15 protein-coding genes are annotated in these 17,453 nt (G+C 35.5%); 9 read left to right on the top strand and 6 right to left on the bottom strand.

Annotated elements, in window-relative coordinates:
- Positions 1-38: 38 nt before the first annotated feature.
- Both A6I66_RS01450 and A6I66_RS01445 read right to left on the bottom strand, forming a co-directional pair.
- A complete protein-coding gene (locus A6I66_RS01450) occupies positions 39-1,751 on the bottom strand; it encodes a DUF4270 domain-containing protein (protein WP_067144946.1) in 1,713 nt (570 codons plus the stop codon).
- A gap of 20 nt (positions 1,752-1,771) precedes the next feature.
- On the bottom strand, positions 1,772-2,581 hold the full coding sequence (locus tag A6I66_RS01445) for a glycogen/starch synthase (RefSeq protein WP_067144945.1): 810 nt from the start codon (positions 2,579-2,581) through the stop codon (positions 1,772-1,774).
- Between the two features lie 187 nt (positions 2,582-2,768).
- On the opposite strand from A6I66_RS01445, the gene panC reads away from it, so the two are divergent.
- The 9 genes from panC to A6I66_RS01400 all read left to right on the top strand — a co-directional run bounded on the left by panC (position 2,769) and on the right by A6I66_RS01400 (position 14,336).
- Positions 2,769-3,620, top strand: coding sequence for a pantoate--beta-alanine ligase (panC, locus tag A6I66_RS01440; RefSeq protein WP_067144944.1), 852 nt, complete (start codon positions 2,769-2,771; stop codon positions 3,618-3,620).
- A gap of 13 nt (positions 3,621-3,633) precedes the next feature.
- The gene (panD, locus tag A6I66_RS01435) at positions 3,634-3,984 is read left to right on the top strand and encodes an aspartate 1-decarboxylase (protein WP_067144943.1); all 351 of its coding nucleotides are present in this window, start codon (positions 3,634-3,636) and stop codon (positions 3,982-3,984) included.
- Positions 3,985-3,988: 4 nt separating this feature from the next.
- Positions 3,989-4,957 carry a lysylphosphatidylglycerol synthase transmembrane domain-containing protein gene (locus tag A6I66_RS01430; protein ID WP_067144942.1) on the top strand — a complete coding sequence of 323 codons (969 nt, stop codon included), beginning with the start codon at positions 3,989-3,991 and terminating at the stop codon, positions 4,955-4,957.
- 89 nt (positions 4,958-5,046) lie between these two features.
- On the top strand, positions 5,047-6,195 hold the full coding sequence (locus tag A6I66_RS01425) for an alpha/beta hydrolase (protein WP_067144941.1): 1,149 nt from the start codon (positions 5,047-5,049) through the stop codon (positions 6,193-6,195).
- Positions 6,196-6,227: 32 nt separating this feature from the next.
- Complete coding sequence (gene radA, locus A6I66_RS01420) at positions 6,228-7,586, top strand: DNA repair protein RadA (protein ID WP_067144940.1); 1,359 nt, start codon at positions 6,228-6,230, stop codon at positions 7,584-7,586.
- Positions 7,587-7,732: 146 nt separating this feature from the next.
- Positions 7,733-11,137 (top strand): isoleucine--tRNA ligase, encoded by a 3,405-nt coding sequence (ileS, locus tag A6I66_RS01415; protein ID WP_067144939.1) that lies wholly within the window; start codon positions 7,733-7,735, stop codon positions 11,135-11,137.
- Between the two features lie 4 nt (positions 11,138-11,141).
- Positions 11,142-11,519 (top strand): TraR/DksA family transcriptional regulator, encoded by a 378-nt coding sequence (locus A6I66_RS01410; protein ID WP_067145588.1) that lies wholly within the window; start codon positions 11,142-11,144, stop codon positions 11,517-11,519.
- Between the two features lie 231 nt (positions 11,520-11,750).
- The gene (locus A6I66_RS01405) at positions 11,751-12,377 is read left to right on the top strand and encodes a lipoprotein signal peptidase (RefSeq protein ID WP_067144938.1); all 627 of its coding nucleotides are present in this window, start codon (positions 11,751-11,753) and stop codon (positions 12,375-12,377) included.
- 66 nt (positions 12,378-12,443) lie between these two features.
- Positions 12,444-14,336, top strand: coding sequence for an OmpA family protein (locus A6I66_RS01400; protein WP_067144937.1), 1,893 nt, complete (start codon positions 12,444-12,446; stop codon positions 14,334-14,336).
- Here the strand turns inward: A6I66_RS01400 and A6I66_RS01395 are convergent.
- The 4 genes from A6I66_RS01395 to A6I66_RS01380 are packed head-to-tail and all read right to left on the bottom strand — an operon-like array spanning position 14,333 to position 17,230.
- Entirely contained in the window at positions 14,333-14,896 is a 564-nt protein-coding gene (locus A6I66_RS01395) for a 5-formyltetrahydrofolate cyclo-ligase (protein ID WP_067144936.1), read from the bottom strand. The two genes, A6I66_RS01400 and A6I66_RS01395, sit on opposite strands and share 4 nt — an antisense overlap.
- 54 nt (positions 14,897-14,950) lie before the next feature.
- On the bottom strand, positions 14,951-15,934 hold the full coding sequence (locus A6I66_RS01390; protein WP_067144935.1) for a succinylglutamate desuccinylase/aspartoacylase family protein: 984 nt from the start codon (positions 15,932-15,934) through the stop codon (positions 14,951-14,953).
- Positions 15,934-16,809 (bottom strand): 30S ribosomal protein S6--L-glutamate ligase, encoded by an 876-nt coding sequence (gene rimK / locus A6I66_RS01385; protein WP_067144934.1) that lies wholly within the window; start codon positions 16,807-16,809, stop codon positions 15,934-15,936. Before rimK ends, A6I66_RS01390 begins: the two co-directional genes overlap by 1 nt.
- A 1-nt stretch (position 16,810) precedes the next feature.
- Positions 16,811-17,230, bottom strand: a complete 420-nt coding sequence (locus A6I66_RS01380) for an ATP-dependent zinc protease family protein (protein ID WP_067144933.1) — start codon at positions 17,228-17,230, stop codon at positions 16,811-16,813.
- Between the last annotated feature and the right edge of the window lie 223 nt (positions 17,231-17,453).

Raw genomic sequence — 17,453 nt, 5'->3', positions numbered from 1 at the left:
TATACGATGAAAGTCACAAAAAGGGTTGATTCATGGTTTTATTCTTTGGCTTCGGAAGAAAATATCCTCAATCGAAGTCTAGATTCTACAGGAATCGCAGTTGTACTACCTTGAATAATAGTTCCACGCGGCGAAATGATGGAAGCTCTTGGTACCTCTGTTACTTCGTCATCACTGTCTAAAATTATCCCGGTATCGGTATAATTTACATTAGTAGAAAGTACAAGCCCTAGTTTAGTAGGAGTATCTTCCGCAATGGAATCTGTAAATAAAATATTATTAAGGTGTTGGGTTAAACGAATTTTGAAAACGCCATCATCGCTACGTTGTCCTAAACTTATAATTTTGGAGTTTAATGGGTCTGCAGCATTTGTTGTAGCATCACCAATAGAGTAATCTAAAGTAGGGTTATTGGTTTTTAAGTTGTAAGCATAAATACGGTCGTATGTATGATAATCTTCATAACCTCCTGAAGGCAGGCCGTCTGCTTCTGTAACTATAAGTTGGGCTTCATTGATCAATTTTTTCACTTCAAACCTATTGGTTAAAGGATCTTTAATGTAGTTACCATTCTCATCTAGTTGTCTATAAGTTTGCTTAAAACAATCAATAGCATCCATATCTAAAACACCATCACCATCGCAATCCACCTGTCCGCTGAATAGCTCGACTACCGCCATGGATCCTTCGGTGCCTTTTAAGTACAGTTGGTCATCGCCTGAGGTTTTGTCACCATTGGTTAGTGTGATGTTATAATTGTTGACAAAAGTATTTAGAATATTACCTGAGAAATTTAAAATATAAGTATTCTGAATTCTACTTTCAGCTTCACCAGAGGTGTAATACAAGGTGATATTCGCATTAGTAGCTGCTAAATTTAGGAGTAACATACTTCCATCGGCGTTGATGGCTTCCGTTTTAAAATAAAGTCCGCGAAAATAATTTTTAAAATTATTGTTACTGCTAAGTACAGGATCACCTGCTTTATCAATAATGGTTGTTTTCCAATAAGTGGTATCCAATTTTACGCGAAATGCCGGGGATTCCCTAGTAATAACTTCGTCGTCGTCTTCTCCCACCGTTGTTATAGTGGCTTTGCTCTCAGGAATAAACGAAGGGTCGGAATATATAGGCGTAATCGGGTCTGCGATATGATCGTCGAAGTTAATAACAGAAGTACCATTTAGTACTGAATTAACTGAGCTGCTTCCGTTCGAATAATAGTTTTGTGCTGTGTTTTCTGTACTAGTTGGATCAAAATCTCTTAGAAAATAATTATTTCGATAGATTGTTAACTTAATAGAGGAATCGCTTTTTCCGTACAAAGAATCTAATTTATATTCTGGATTATTGTCGTCATCATAACTATCAATAGTACTGTAATAAGGGATTTTTAAAACCACACTATCTAAAACAGGGTTTTCACCAAAATCTGGAGAAAGTGTAACAGGTACCAATTGCGATACAATGCTTGCTGTTGTTAAACCATATGCAGGATCGTTAAATACACCAAGTAAATTTCCTCCCGAACCAGCATTACCCGTATTCCCTAGGTTGTTAATTTGTAATGAATCTAGCTTTTTGTTATAAGCGATTATAGGCCAAAGCGTGTCTTTAGTGTTAAAGTTTGCGTTCTCATCGCTAAGAACATCACTTTCTATAACGTTAAAATCTTTATCGCAGCTAATAAAAGCGCTAACCAAAAGAAGAAAAACAATAGGGTATCGAAGGAATTTAATTGTCTTTTTCATAAAATGTAATGACTTTGATCTTAGCCTAAAACGGTTTCGTTGAAGAATGTTGTATAAGCTTCACCAAATTCATCTTTTGATTTATATTCTAAAATAGGTTTGTCGGATGCTTTTAAGTAGGTTTCTAAATCTTCTGGAATGGTTTCAGAACCAATAATTAAAGCGTCAGAATAATCAATAGCAACCTTCATTAAGTTTGTATATGTTGGTTCCTCCAGTGGTTTAACCGAATCGTTATCAATATTGTCAAACTTGATTTTATTAATCATTTCTTCATTTAACGTCCCATTGAAACTTTGATTGTATACCGAGGTTACAATTTTACTTTCGTTAAATAACGGTTCGTCTTTATAATACTCCTTGAAATAAAGCGGTAATAAAGAAGCTAACCAACCATGAACATGAATAATGTCGGGCGCCCAATTTAATTTCTTCACCGTTTCAATAACGCCTTTTGCGAAAAAGATGGCACGTTCGTCGTTGTCTGGAAATAATTTTCCTGCTTCATCAGTTAACGTTGCTTTTCTTTTGAAATATTCGTCGTTATCTATAAAATAAACTTGAATGCGTTCTTTTGGAATAGAAGCTACTTTAATAATTAACGGCATGTCTAAGTCGTTAATAACTAAATTGATACCAGATAGTCTTATAACTTCGTGTAATTGGTGTCTTCGCTCATTTATATTGCCATACCTAGGCATGAATATTCTAATTTGTCCGCCTTGCTGGTTCACTAATCTAGGCGCTTCAAATGACATTGAAGAAATTTCGGTTTCAGGTAAATAGGGCACTACTTCAGATGATACATATAATATCCTCTTATCTTTCATATGATGGTTTTTGTTGACTTTAAAAAAACTTTACAAACGTAAATATTACGGTTTTCAACTTTAAATAAGAAGCTTTGTAAAGTTGTTTCTTTTAGCAATTGAAAATAAAAAACACGCAAAAATACAAAATTTTATGCAAATTGCTTGTAAAATCTTAAGTTTGCACCCGTTAATTTTATATTAAATCGTGGAAGTTTACTCAGAAAAACAACAAATTACAGCAGCGCTAGATGCTGTGAAAGCACAAAATAAAACCGTTGGTTTGGTGCCTACCATGGGAGCTTTGCATGAAGGTCACCTTGAATTGGTGAAAAAAGCTTTGGTTGAGAATGATCTAGTGGTGGTGAGTATTTTCGTGAATCCAACCCAGTTTGATAATAAGGATGATTTAGAGAAATATCCCAGAACTTTGGAGACAGACGTTGCTCTTTTAGAAGTAGTGAATGCCCACCGAATAATGGTTTATGCGCCAACTGTTAACGATGTTTATGAAAATGAATTAATCGCTCAAAAATTCGATTTCGATGGTTTGGAGTTTGAAATGGAGGGTAAATTTAGATCTGGACATTTTGACGGTGTTGGTACCATAGTAAAGCGTTTGTTTGAAATTGTTAAGCCTGAGAGAGCTTATTTCGGAGAGAAGGATTTTCAGCAGTTGGCTATCATTAAAAAAATGGCAGAGAAACATGACATGCCTATAGTTATTGTGCCTTGTGCTATTTATCGGGAATTGAATGGATTAGCGATGAGTTCGCGTAATGTTAGGCTTAAGCCAGATTATAAAGAAGCGTCCCCTTTTATTTATAAAACTTTAACAACTGCCAAAGAGAAATTTGGCACAGAAAGTGCAATTGATGTGTCGGAATGGGTTGAAAATCAGTTTTCTGCACATCCGTTGTTGGATTTGGAGTATTTTATTATCGCCGATGAAAACACGTTAAAAACAATAACAGAAAAAGAAAATCAAAAAAAATACAGAGCTTTTATTGCTGTTTATGCTGATGACATCAGACTAATCGATAATATCGCTCTAAATTAATTACCTTTGCCTCATGCAAATTCACGTAGTAAAATCTAAGATTCATAGAGTTAAATGCACCGGTGCAGAACTCAATTATATAGGTAGTATCACCATTGACGAAGACTTGATGGAAGCAGCCAATATTATTCAAGGAGAAAAAGTTCAAATTGTAAATAATGATAATGGCGAGCGCTTAGAAACGTATTGTATTCCAGGACCTCGAAATACTGGAGAAATTACCTTAAATGGAGCGGCAGCAAGAAAAGTTGCGGTTGGAGATACTTTAATATTGATTACCTATGCGATGATGGATATTGAAGAAGCTAAAGTGTTTAAGCCTGCTTTAGTTTTTCCTGATGAAGCGACAAACTTGTTAAAATAATTTATTGAACCAGAAAATAAAAAATCTGTTAAAGATTATACTCCCATTGTTATTGGGAGTTTTTTTAATCTGGTATTCTCTGTCTAAAGTTTCTATTGATAAACTTCTAGTGTATGTGCAAAACGCAAACTATTCATGGATTGTGTTGGGCATGTTTTTGGGTTTGTTAAGTCATATGTCGCGGGCTTACCGTTGGCGTTTTATGCTGTCTCCAATTGGTTATCATGTAAAGTTTGGAAATAGTTTTATGGCTGTTTTTGCAGCGTATTTAATTAATTATACCATACCAAGGGCGGGAGAGGTTGCTCGAGCTTCATTATTAACGAATTATGAAGGCGTTCCTTTTGAAAAAGGCTTCGGAACTATTGTCGCCGAACGTATTGCTGATATGGTTGTTATGATGGGGATTATGCTGATTACGCTTTTTCTTCAATTCGATTTTATATATGGCTTTTTAATTAAGAAGTTTAATCCGCTTAAGATTATACTGCTCTTAATGGTTGGTCTTATCTTGTTTTTAATTGTTGCCTTTTTTGTGACTAGAAGTCAGTCTGCAATTGCTTTAAAAATTAAAACTTTTGTTGGAGGCTTAATTGAAGGGGTTTTAAGTATTTTCAAAATGAAAAATAAATGGGCGTATATTTTCCATACCCTTTTTATTTGGGGGATGTACGTGCTTATGTTTTATGTCACCACTTTTGCAATTAGCGAACTAGGGGTGGTTGCCCCTGGGGCTATACTGGTTGGGTTTATTTCTGCAAGTTTTAGTATTGCTGCCACTAACGGGGGGATTGGGTCTTACCCTTTAGCAGTTTATGCAGCCTTTTCTTTATTTGGAATTCCCGAAGAACCAAGTATTGCTTACGGATGGATTATGTGGGCGTCTCAAACATTAGTTATAATTGTTTGTGGCGGACTATCGTTAATCTATCTGCCTATTTACAATAGAAAACGTATCAAAATTAAGGGGTAATACGAAGTTTGTACTTCCTAAAACTTTGCTTTTAAACTCTCGGTTTATTTATTACCTTGGCCTACCGAACCAAAATCTAATTATTTAATATGAAAAACCTACTTTTTGTTTTATTGTTTGCCGTGTCAGTGAGTTATGTGGGGGCACAGGTTAAATATCAAACCATCACTTCTTCAAAATTGGGAGAAGATCGTCAGCTGAAAATTCAACTGCCTCAAGGTTATAATAAAGATCAAGGTAACTATCCTTTAATTATTGTTTTAGATGCCGATTACATGTTTGAAGCCGTTGCAGGAAACGTTGCTTATTTTACGTATTGGGAAGATATGCCACCAGCCGTTGTGGTGGGTGTGAATCAATTAAATAAGCGTTATGACGATTGTATGTATTCAGAGCAAAATTCATTGCCTATTGATTCTGGAGCTGCATTTTTTGAGTTTATTGGCTTGGAATTGATTCCGTTTATTGAAAAATCATTTAAAACCGGCAGTTTTAAGGCTATAATAGGGCATAGTGAATCTGCAAATTTCATTAATTACTACCTATTAAAACCGCAACCGTTATTTCAATCTTATGTAGCGATAAGTCCAGATTTGGCGCCAAATATGTTGGATTATTTGCCAGAAGCTTTACGAAAAGTACCATCTAAAACCTTTTATTATTTAGCAAATACAGATTACGATACGGAAACCATTAAGTCGATGACAGATGCTTTAAATTCAGATATTTCTGGTATTGAAAATGAGCAGTTAGAGTATAACTTTAATAACTTTAAAGAGGTTTCGCATTATTCGGTTCCGACCAATGCCATTCCTGTAGCTTTAGAAAAAATGTTTAAAATCTATCAGCCTATTTCTAAAAAAGAATATAAAGAAGTTATTCTTGAATTGGAAACTTCACCTGTAGTATATCTTCAAGAAAAATATCAAGAAATTAGTTCGGTTTTAGGTATTGAAAAACCTATTTTGATTAATGATTTTAAAGCTATTGCTGCTGCCATCGAAAAGAAAGAGGCTTACGAGTATTATGAAGAATTAGGTAAAATGGCTAGGAAGTCTTATCCTGAAACTTTATTGGGAGGTTATTATATTGGACGTTTTTATGAGGAAACAGGTGAAACTAAACGTGCTATGAGAACCTATCAGTCGGCTTATACTTTAGATGAAATAGCAGGAATTACTAAAGATGAAGTGATGGATAGAGCCGACCTTATTAAAGCGGATTTTGGATATAACTAATCGCATTGTTTCTGTTAAAATAAAAAGATTTTATGGCCAAGGTTAAAACCACATTTTTTTGCCAGAATTGCGGAACACAATTTGCAAAATGGCAAGGGCAATGTACTGCTTGTAAAGAGTGGAATACCATTGTAGAAGAATTGGTGCAAAAACCTGAAAAAAGCGATTGGAAAACACCAACAACGGTATCAAAACGAGCGGCTGTGCCATTATTAGTGAGTGAAATTGATACCTCGAAAGAGCCACGATTAAACACTTTTGATGGGGAATTAAACCGCGTTTTGGGAGGTGGTATTGTGCCTGGATCTTTAACGCTTTTAGGAGGAGAGCCGGGTATTGGAAAAAGTACCTTGTTGCTTCAGGTTTCTTTGGGCTTGCCTTACAAAACGCTTTACGTTTCTGGAGAAGAAAGTCAGAAACAAATTAAAATGCGTGCCGAACGTGTTAATCCCAATAACAGCAATTGTTACATTTTAACAGAAACAAAAACTCAAAATATTTTTAAGCAAATAGAAGCTTTGGAGCCTGATATTGTGATCATAGATTCCATTCAGACCCTTCATAGCGATTATATTGAATCTTCTTCAGGGAGCATTTCTCAGATAAAAGAATGTACTACCGAACTTATAAAATTTGCTAAAGAAACGGCAACGCCTGTATTGCTTATCGGACATATCACTAAAGATGGAAATATCGCTGGTCCAAAAATTTTGGAGCATATGGTTGATACTGTTTTGCAATTTGAAGGCGATCGCAACCATGTATTCCGAATTTTAAGAGCCCATAAAAACCGTTTTGGTTCTACAAACGAATTAGGCATTTATGAAATGCAAGGTTCTGGACTTCGCGAGGTGTCCAATCCTTCAGAAATATTAATATCTAAAAAAGACGAAGAGTTATCAGGTAATGCTATTGCAGCAACTTTAGAAGGTATGCGTCCTTTAATGATTGAGGTTCAGGCTTTGGTAAGTACCGCGGTTTATGGTACACCTCAGCGTTCAGCAACTGGGTTTAATGCCAAGCGGTTAAATATGCTTTTGGCTGTTTTAGAGAAGCGTGCTGGCTTTCGTTTGGGTGCAAAAGATGTCTTTTTGAATATTACTGGCGGTATTACTGTTGATGATCCAGCTATCGATTTGGCCGTTGTAGCTTCTATTTTGTCTTCCAATGAAGATGTGTCTATTCCTAAAGATTACTGTTTTGCCGCCGAGGTTGGTCTTTCAGGTGAAATACGACCCGTTCAGCGTGTGGAACAACGTATTTTAGAAGCTGAAAAATTAGGTTTTGCTACCATTTTTGTTTCTAAATACAACAAGATTTCGCTTCAAAATACCGCAATAAAAATTCAGCTTATTTCCAAAATGGAAGATTTAGTGGATTTTCTAGTTTAATCAGTTCACAATCTTTTTAGCATAACAGAAATCGGTTTGTAAAAGGCGGACTTTGCATACTGTTAAACCCTTGTATTTTTCTTCTAAAACCCAGTAAATTCAAGTATAATTCCTTAAATTCGCGGACTTATTAGAAATACAAGTAAATGAACGCTAAATTTCCTGAATATAAAGGTCTTAGCTTGCCAAATGTAGCAAGTGACATTTTACAATATTGGCAAGAGAACAACATTTTTGAGAAAAGTGTAACCACTAGAGAAGGTAAAGAACCCTACGTGTTTTTCGAAGGGCCACCATCTGCAAACGGGCTTCCCGGGGTGCACCACGTTTTAGCGCGTGCGATTAAAGATATTTTTCCACGTTATAAAACCATGAAAGGTTTTCAAGTAAAGCGTAAAGCTGGTTGGGATACCCATGGTTTGCCTATTGAGTTGGGCGTGGAGAAAGAATTAGGTATTACTAAAGAAGATATTGGTAAAAGCATTTCTGTTGAAGATTATAACGCCGCTTGTAGAAAAGCCGTGATGCGTTATACCGATGTTTGGAATGACTTAACTGAAAAAATGGGCTATTGGGTAGATATGGACGATCCGTACATTACCTATGAACCAAAATATATGGAGTCTGTTTGGTGGTTACTAAAACAGATTTACAACAAAAGTTTGCTTTACAAAGGCTATACGATTCAGCCGTATTCTCCAAAAGCAGGAACAGGTTTAAGTTCTCATGAGCTAAATCAGCCAGGAACGTATCAAGATGTTACCGATACGACTATCGTAGCCCAGTTTAAAGCTGTAGCTGAAAGTCTTCCGGAATTCTTCCAAAATCAAGGTGATATTCACTTTTTGGCATGGACGACAACACCATGGACGCTACCAAGTAACACGGCATTAACCGTTGGTCCGAAAATAGAATATGTATTGGTTGAAACTTTTAACCAATATACCTTTGAGCCTGTTAAAGTGGTATTGGCTAAAAAATTAGTAAGTTATCAGTTTTCTGGGAAATTCAAATTAGTTGAAGAGGCTTCTGAAATTTCTGCTTATAAACAAGGCGATAAAAAAATTCCATATAGAATTATTAGCGAATGTATCGGGAAGGATTTAGTAGGAATAAAATACGAGCAACTTTTAAAGTATGCGCTTCCAAATGATAATCCAGAAAATGCATTTCGCGTCATTGCTGGTGATTTTGTTACTACCGAAGACGGTACAGGAATCGTACATACTGCGCCTACATTTGGTGCCGACGATGCCTTGGTTGCAAAACAAGCGACCCCAGAAGTACCGCCTATGTTGGTGAAAGATGAGAATGGCAATTTAGTGCCTCTTGTAGATTTACAAGGTAAATTTAGACCAGAAATGGGTGAGTTTGCTGGTAAATACGTGAAAAACGAATATTACAACGACGGCGAAGCGCCAGAGCGTTCGGTGGATGTTGAAATTGCGATCAAATTAAAAGAAGAAAATAAAGCCTTTAAGGTTGAAAAATATAAACACAGTTATCCAAACTGTTGGCGTACCGATAAACCAATTTTATACTACCCGTTAGATTCTTGGTTTATTAAAGTTACCGATGTAAAAGACAAAATGGTAGCGCATAACGACACCATTAACTGGAAACCAAAAGCTACAGGAACTGGTCGTTTTGGAAACTGGCTTGCCAATGCGAACGATTGGAATTTATCACGCTCGCGTTACTGGGGTATTCCGTTGCCAATTTGGAGATCTGAAGATGGCAAGGAAGAACTTTGTATAGGTTCTGTTGAAGAATTAAAAAGTGAAATGGCCAAGGCTGTTTCAGCAGGAGTTTTAGAAAAGGATATTTTCGAAGATTTTGAAGTAGGAAACAATTCAGAAGAAAATTACGCGAAACTCGATCTTCATAAAAATATTGTCGATAACATTGTGTTAGTATCGCCTACAGGTCAGAAAATGTTCCGCGAAAGCGATTTAATTGATGTGTGGTTCGATTCTGGATCTATGCCTTATGCACAATGGCATTATCCATTTGAAAATAAAGATTTAATAGACGATAAAAAATCGTACCCAGCCGATTTTATTGCTGAAGGTGTCGATCAAACACGTGGATGGTTTTACACACTTCACGCTATTGCTACTATGGTATTCGATTCTGTAGCCTATAAAAATGTGGTGTCTAACGGATTGGTGCTCGATAAAAACGGACAAAAAATGTCTAAGCGTTTAGGGAATGCTGTCGATCCTTTTGAAACTTTAAGTAATTACGGTGCCGACGCCACCCGTTGGTATATGATTGCAAATGCAAACCCATGGGATAACTTAAAATTTGATATTGAAGGTGTAGAAGAGGTGAAACGTAAATTCTTCGGAACACTTTATAATACCTATTCTTTCTTCAGTTTATATACGAATCTGGATAAGTTTAGTTATGCTGAAGCTGATATTCCATTAGCAGAACGTCCAGAATTAGACCGTTGGATACTTTCAGAATTACATACCTTAATCCAGAAAGTGGATGCTTTTTATGCCGATTACGAGCCAACAAGAGCTGCTAGAGCGATTTCAGATTTCACTCAAGATTATTTGAGTAACTGGTATGTGCGTTTAAGTAGAAGGCGATTCTGGAAAGGCGATTATGAGCAGGATAAAATTTCGGCTTATCAAACGCTTTATACCTGTATGGAAACCATAGCTAAATTAGGTGCGCCTATTGCACCGTTCTTTATGGATAGACTGTATTTGGATTTAAATTCGGTGTCTAATAAAGAACAATTTGAAAGTGTGCATTTAGCAGATTTCCCTGTATTTGATAGCGCTTTTGTCGATAAAAGCTTGGAGCGTAAAATGGAAAATGCGCAAATCATATCTTCTTTAGTCTTGTCTTTAAGAGCTAAGGAAAAAATTAAAGTACGTCAGCCGCTTCAAAAAATTATGATTCCTGTAAATTCTCTTCAGCAAAAAGAAGAAATCGAAGCGGTATCAGAATTGATAAAACACGAAGTGAATGTTAAGGAGATTGAGCTTCTGGAAGATGCGTCTGATATCTTAGTAAAACAGATTAAACCAAACTTTAAAGTGCTAGGGCCGCGCTTTGGAAAAGATATGAAAGCCATTGCTGGAGCAGTAATTAACTTTACAGCTGAAGATATTAACAAAATTGAACAAAATGGCAGTTTAGAAGTTGATATTAATGGAAAAAATATTACATTAGAACGCTCAGATGTTGAAATTACCTCACAAGATATCGAGGGGTGGTTGGTAGCAAATGAAGGTGCTTTAACCGTAGCTTTAGATGTAACTATTTCGGAAGACTTGCGTAAAGAAGGGATTGCCAGAGAGTTAATTAACCGCATTCAAAATTTACGAAAAGATTCAGGTTTTGAAGTTACAGATAATATTGCTGTTAAACTTCTTAGAGATGAGCAAATTGTAAACGCTGTAGAGGCAAATGTGGCTTATATTAAGTCGGAAACTTTAACCAAAGAACTAGAAATAGTTGAAAATTTAGACGGTGGTATAGAAATTGCTTTTGATGATGTCAATACCAAACTGTTTATTGAAAAACATTAATATTATGGCAGATAACGTAAGATATTCGGATGCAGATTTAGCAGAGTTTAAAGCGCTAATTACAGAGAAAATTGAAAAGGCGAAATACGATTTAGAGCTTATTAAAAGTGCCTACATGAACGATTCAACCAATGGTACTGAAGATACATCACCTACTTTTAAGGCTTTTGATGAAGGTAGTGCTGTTATGAGTAAAGAATCGAATTCTCAATTGGCTATTCGTCAAGAAAAGTTTATTCGTGATTTAAAAAACGCCCTTATTCGTATCGAGAATAAAACCTATGGTATTTGCCGTGTTACAGGGAAATTAATTAATAAAAAACGATTAGAGCTTGTGCCTCATGCGACTTTAAGCATTGAAGCAAAAAACATGCAACAATAAGTTTTTTAATATAGCTATATAGGCTGTCTGAAAAGTATTTTATATGTCATATTGAAGCTGTCAAAATATCTCAATGTACTTTTACATTAAAGGTTTTGACGCACTCAAACTAACAAACTAGAATGACATCACTTTTGAGACAGCCTTTTTATTTTTAGCTTCTACCTTTTTTAAAATTTCACCATTTATGTATAAAGTTTTTAAAGCTTTATAGACTTCTAATTTCTGTCCATGTCTTTAAAGAAATCGATTTTTATTATCATTGTTATTTTACTTATTGATCAAATTAGTAAGATCTACATTAAAACACATTTTGCTTTACATGAAAGTGTTGATGTGTTTTCATGGTTTAAAATCTATTTTATTGAAAATGACGGCATGGCTTGGGGTACCAAAATTAGCGATTTTACATCCTTAATCTCCGATAGAAGTGCTAAAGTGGCCTTGACTTTATTTCGTGTGTTTGCTATTTTCGGAATCGGGTATTGGTTATATGATGCCACTAAAAAACGAAGCTCCAAAATATTAATAGTGGCCATTGCTTTAATTTTTGCCGGTGCTTTAGGAAATATTATCGATTCGGTATTTTACGGTGTTTTATTTGACCATAGTTTCAATCAGGTTGCAACGTTTCTGCCAGAAACGGGAGGCTACGATACCTTATTACATGGTCGTGTGGTCGATATGTTATATTTTCCTTTAATCGAAATAGACTTGCCTCATTGGCTTCCTGTGTATGGCGGCAAGCGTTTTAATTTCTTCGAACCTGTGTTTAATATTGCCGATGTGGCTATAAGTACAGGCTTTATTATGCTAATTGTATTTAATAAAAAGGCCTTTTCTAAAGCCGAAGCGTAAATTTATTCGGTCAAGAATTTTCTTCTGATAGGGGTTTTCCTATATTTGGGGTTTAAAGCCTTATAAATGAAGCCGAACCGCCTACTTTTAGCACTTGTACTTGTTTTTTCTTTTCAGAAAGTTTATGTTCAAAATCATTACGATATTATTTTTCCTAGGAGTGCCAATGAGAGAAATCAAAAATGTAAATCCTGTTTTGAAACTTTTAAGAACAAACCCAAAGAGGTTAAGTTTTCCATAAAAAGAGACGGGAATAACCTGTACTTTGAAGTGAATGATAAGGACTGGTTTAATAAATTATTTGCAACCGAAAGTGATGGTATTGCCATAGATTTGGTTACAAAAAGTAAGTATGATTGTAGTATAGATTCTATAGAAAACAAACAAATTCGTGGCCGATTGATGCGTCCACTCTATGGCTCACGATTACGAAAAGCCTTGAGGCCTCATGGCGATAAAGCCTATCGTGTGCATGTAGGACGTGTTTCCGATATGGAAATTAAAGAGCCTATAGAATATAACATCCTGTTTTTAGGTAATAAAACACTTTGTAGATATAATCTGTTATACGATTTAGAATCTTATCCTTGGGATTTGCTCGATATGGGGATGTACTTGGATTCATTAAGTTATACAACTAGAAAAATTCAAGCCAAAGGTCATGAAGGCTATGATCTTAAGAATAAAACCTTGAAGTTTAAAATTCCTTTTGAAAAAGACAAAGCTGAATATTCTCAAGAAGATATAAAACCTATATACGATTCATTAAGACTTACCGATTATAATATAACGGCTATAAATATTAAGGCATATGCCTCGGTTGAAGGGAGTTTAGAGCGTAATTTGGAACTGCAAGAACAACGCGCCAATAGTATTGTGGCTTCATTGCAGTCGTTTCAACAACCTACTATTGAGACGACAGTTTCATCTTCCGAGAATTGGGTGGAATTTTTTAATGATATTAAAGGGACACCCTATGAAAATTTAAATACCTTAAGTAAAGATCAAATTAAAAGGGAACTTGCTGCAGGTGTAAGTGAGAAAATGGAGCCTATTTTGGAACGTCACCGTAAGGCAGTTGTCGATTTGGAATTGGAGCGCAAAGACAAGTACAAAACCATGTCTGAAGATATTTTACTTGAAAAGTTTCATGCGTCACTATCCACCGATGATTTAGAAGAAGCTATAGCGATTCAGAATTCCATTTTTGAGAAAATTAAAGGAGGCACGGTCTCGCCATTATTTTTAAGAAAAATGGAAGTTCCTCAGCAGGAGAAATACGCTAATTTGCTTAATAAAAACATGTCCTTTTTATATATGATAGATAAAAGGCAAGCGCTAAACGTGTATAATGCTTTGTTAGAACTTGAAAAATTAGTACCACAGGATGCTCACGTTAAGTACAATATCACGGCTATTAAAATAATATTGTGGCGTCATAAATGGCAAGATGTTGATGATAATCAGATTAAAAATGATATCAATGCCTTAAAAACTTACGGCATTGATCATGCGCTTATTTCCAGAATGCTTGTTAATTATAATATTGTTAAAGCTGAAGACTATATGAGAAAACGTGATTACGACAATAAAGACAAAGCTGTTGGTTTTATTGATAAGCACTATAGCGAATTTACTTTGTCTGATTACGACTATTTAAGTTTAGCACAGTTTTTTACCTATTACGCGAACTTGGATTATGCTGTTAAGCTGTTAGAAAATAAGGCAAAAAGTATCGATGTTGACGAAGATTTACTTTACTATTACTTAAACCTGACTTTAGTTAATAAAGAACTTACTCAGGATACCGATTACCGATCTATTTTACTCAATGCTTATAATATGAATCACAAGCGTTTTTGTGAGCTCTTTAATGCTGTTGAAGATGGAGGTGTGACCTTTCAATTGTTAGATGACGCCTATTTACGAGCAACGTACTGCGAAAGCTGTAACGATTAAAAGCGATATGTTTTATGTGGTGTTACACAGAAATCTAATTTAACATCCGTTTCAAAAGTTTCAATAGTCTCTGTTTCGGCTTCAAAAAAAGACAGGCCTATTTTTACGGTACCAGGTTTACATTGTGCTAAAAAGCGATCATAAAAACCTTTGCCATAACCAACCCGATTGCCTTTTTCATCAAAAGCTAAAAGCGGAATAAAAACAACGTCAGTTTTACTGTTCTCTATTTCAATACCATCTATCGGTTCTGGAATGTTATAGCTATTTTTTTTAATCACTGTGTTGTCTGTGAGCAGGAAACTATGCATGGCACCGGTTGTAAAATCAGATTTAGAAATCAGAATGTTTTTGTCCTTTCCCGATAAAATATTCAGGATATAATCGGTGTTTATTTCTTTTTGTTCAGCAATACTTAAAAAGATATGGTAAAAAGTATAGCTCCAAATGGGTAAATGTAAAAGCTGATTAGAAATGAGTAAACTTAAATCTTCCAATTGCGTTTCGGTGAGTTCCGATCGAAGCGTTTTATATTTTTTTCTTAATGCTAACTTATTCATGTCAATCTGAGTTTTGTTAATTTTGATTGTAGCATTACAATCGAAATCAGATTATTAGCTTAATACACGTTTTAGTTTTTTTGAAATATGAAATAAAGCATCGCCTTGGTACACAACAGGCGCTTCATTTACATTTATAATATAACCCGAATTCGGCGCTTTTACAAAGTAATTAAACTTTCCGTAAGGGTCGGTAATATGACCTAAAACATCGCCTTTTAATACATATGCACCAATATGAATAGAGGCTTTAAACATGCCCGAGTATTTGGCTCGTATCCATTTACTGTCATCAATAAATACGCAATCATGACGAGGTTTAGATGATTTTATATTGGTGTTAAGCATACCCAGATGTTTCAAAATACGCTTAGAACCATTTACACCAGAATTAGTAACTACATCATCAATATGAAAAGATTTACCGCCTTCAAAAAGTAAAATTGGTTTTCCTAATTTTGAACAAGTGGCTCTAAAAGATTTCGATAAATTTTTGGAGTAAAGTACAAAAGGTGCTCCAAAAACTTTGGCTAAAGCGATAAGCTCTTCATTCGATTTTTCAAAACGAAGTTGAGGTGCATTGAAGCGTCCCGATCCCCCGGTATGAAAGTCGATTATAAAGTCTACATTCGGAATCACATCATTAATCAGTTTATGAGCAACGCGTCCTGCAAGAGAGCCAGTGGGGCTACCAGGGAAAACACGGTTTAAATCACGACCATCGGGAAACTCACGTGTTAAGTTTATAAAACCGAATATATTAATAACAGGCATACACATAATGGTGCCGCATTTCGGTTTATTTATGTTTTTCGCGATGAGCTGTCTAACAATTTCAACCCCATTTACCTCATCACCATGAATACCTGCTGTAAATAAAACCGTTGGCCCGGGTTTTTTGGAGCGTTCAATAATTATAGGAACGTTTACTGGGGTAGAAGAGTGTAAGTTGGCCACATTAAAGTTAACCTCTTTACTTTCTCCTAATTTTATGGTGGTACCAAGAATGTGCAAATCACCTTTGTTTATGTTTGTCATTACCTTTTGTTTTTTTCAATAAAAGATATAATGGCTTTGGCGATGTTGCGACCAGTGGCTTTCTCGATGCCTTCTAATCCGGGTGTCGAGTTCACTTCTAAAAGTAGTGGACCTCTAGATGATTGAAGCATATCTACGCCACAAACAGGTAGTTTAAGGGCTGCCGCTGCACTCATAGCTAATTTGAGTTCATCATGACTTAATTTTATAATATTGGCTGATCCTCCACGATGCAGATTGGAGCGGAATTCGCCTTCTTTACCTTGGCGTTTCATGGCACCAACAACTTGACCGTCTACCACTAAAGCACGTAAGTCGGCGCCTCCGGCCTCCTTAATAAATTCTTGAACAATAACACGCGCTTGTAAACCATTAAAAGCTTCAAGTACCGATTCGGCCGCACTTTTAGTTTCGGCTAAAACTACACCTAATCCCTGGGTGCCTTCAAGTAATTTAATGATTACAGGAGTGCCTCCAACATGCTCGATAACTTCCTCGACATCTCTAGAGTAATTTGTAAAAACAGTTTTAGGCATGCCTATTCCTGCTTTGCTTAAACGCTGTAAGCTACGTAGTTTGTCACGTGAGCGCTGGATAGCATCAGAAGTGACAATAGTAAAAACCCCCATCATTTCAAATTGTCTAACAACGGCACAGCCATAAAAGGTTACCGAAGAGCCAATCCTTGGGATAATGGCATCTACGTAATCCAAATACCGGTCTTTATAGAAAATTGTGGGTTTTTCTTTTTCAATAATGATATCGCATTTTAGAGGATCGATAATTTCCATTTTATGTCCTCGTTTTTCGCCTTCTTCAATAAGGCGATCGGTAGAGTACAACTGCGAATTTCTAGATAGAACGACTATATTCATGTTATTTTTTTAGAAAGGAAACGTTTATTAAATCTACGTCTACTATAAATTTTTGTTTTAGAAACTGTCTGCCAATAAGCACTGGAAATTTCATATCGTCTCTTGTGCTTAAAGTTAGGTTAATCTTATATGTTTTGCCAAAAAAGACGATGTCAGATTTAATTTTGTAACGATTTTCTTTGTAACCGTTACTGCTTTTTACATCGGTACGCCAGAAAGTGTCGAAAACTATTTCTGTTTTGCCAAAGTTTTTATGGGTATTACTGTTAAAAATACATCTTAAAGTGCTGCCTTCTTCAATAATTTTTGAACAATGGATCGTAGAAGTGTAGGCTCCAGTGTCCATTTTTACATCTATATTGAAGAGTTCCAGATTAGGGAAGTCAACAATATCAGTGCGTCCGAGGGTTTTCTTACTCATTATTATTTTTTTTAAAAGTGGCGCAATGTAGGGAATTAGTTAACTCAAAGATAAATAATAGCTATTATGATTTTCAATCTATAAAAAATAATTTACATGTACAGATTCTCACATGTTAAAGCGCATTCTTATTATGCTTTATTTTTAGATAATGGATTAAATGTGACGGTAAAGTATTAGGCTACATTTACTACAATTCTGGCTTTGAGCGTGTTGTTTTTAT

Origin of the sequence: Pseudotamlana agarivorans (assembly GCF_001642835.1) — a bacterium.
GTDB classification, from domain to species: Bacteria; Bacteroidota; Bacteroidia; order Flavobacteriales; family Flavobacteriaceae; genus Pseudotamlana; species Pseudotamlana agarivorans.
This window is presented reverse-complemented; position numbering and strand designations above follow the sequence as displayed.

Excerpts from the sequence above, each read along its gene's own strand:
- radA (WP_067144940.1), top strand. The coding sequence starts at position 6,228 with ATGGCCAAGGTTAAAACCACATTTTTTTGCCAGAATTGCGGAACACAA.
- A6I66_RS01405 (WP_067144938.1), top strand. The coding sequence starts at position 11,751 with ATGTCTTTAAAGAAATCGATTTTTATTATCATTGTTATTTTACTTATT.
- panD (WP_067144943.1), top strand. The coding sequence starts at position 3,634 with ATGCAAATTCACGTAGTAAAATCTAAGATTCATAGAGTTAAATGCACC.
- A6I66_RS01400 (WP_067144937.1), top strand. The coding sequence starts at position 12,444 with ATGAAGCCGAACCGCCTACTTTTAGCACTTGTACTTGTTTTTTCTTTT.
- A6I66_RS01410 (WP_067145588.1), top strand. The coding sequence starts at position 11,142 with ATGGCAGATAACGTAAGATATTCGGATGCAGATTTAGCAGAGTTTAAA.
- A6I66_RS01395 (WP_067144936.1), bottom strand. The coding sequence starts at position 14,896 with ATGAATAAGTTAGCATTAAGAAAAAAATATAAAACGCTTCGATCGGAA.
- ileS (WP_067144939.1), top strand. The coding sequence starts at position 7,733 with ATGAACGCTAAATTTCCTGAATATAAAGGTCTTAGCTTGCCAAATGTA.
- A6I66_RS01445 (WP_067144945.1), bottom strand. The coding sequence starts at position 2,581 with ATGAAAGATAAGAGGATATTATATGTATCATCTGAAGTAGTGCCCTAT.
- A6I66_RS01425 (WP_067144941.1), top strand. The coding sequence starts at position 5,047 with ATGAAAAACCTACTTTTTGTTTTATTGTTTGCCGTGTCAGTGAGTTAT.
- A6I66_RS01380 (WP_067144933.1), bottom strand. The coding sequence starts at position 17,230 with ATGAGTAAGAAAACCCTCGGACGCACTGATATTGTTGACTTCCCTAAT.
- rimK (WP_067144934.1), bottom strand. The coding sequence starts at position 16,809 with ATGAATATAGTCGTTCTATCTAGAAATTCGCAGTTGTACTCTACCGAT.
- A6I66_RS01390 (WP_067144935.1), bottom strand. The coding sequence starts at position 15,934 with ATGACAAACATAAACAAAGGTGATTTGCACATTCTTGGTACCACCATA.
- A6I66_RS01450 (WP_067144946.1), bottom strand. The coding sequence starts at position 1,751 with ATGAAAAAGACAATTAAATTCCTTCGATACCCTATTGTTTTTCTTCTT.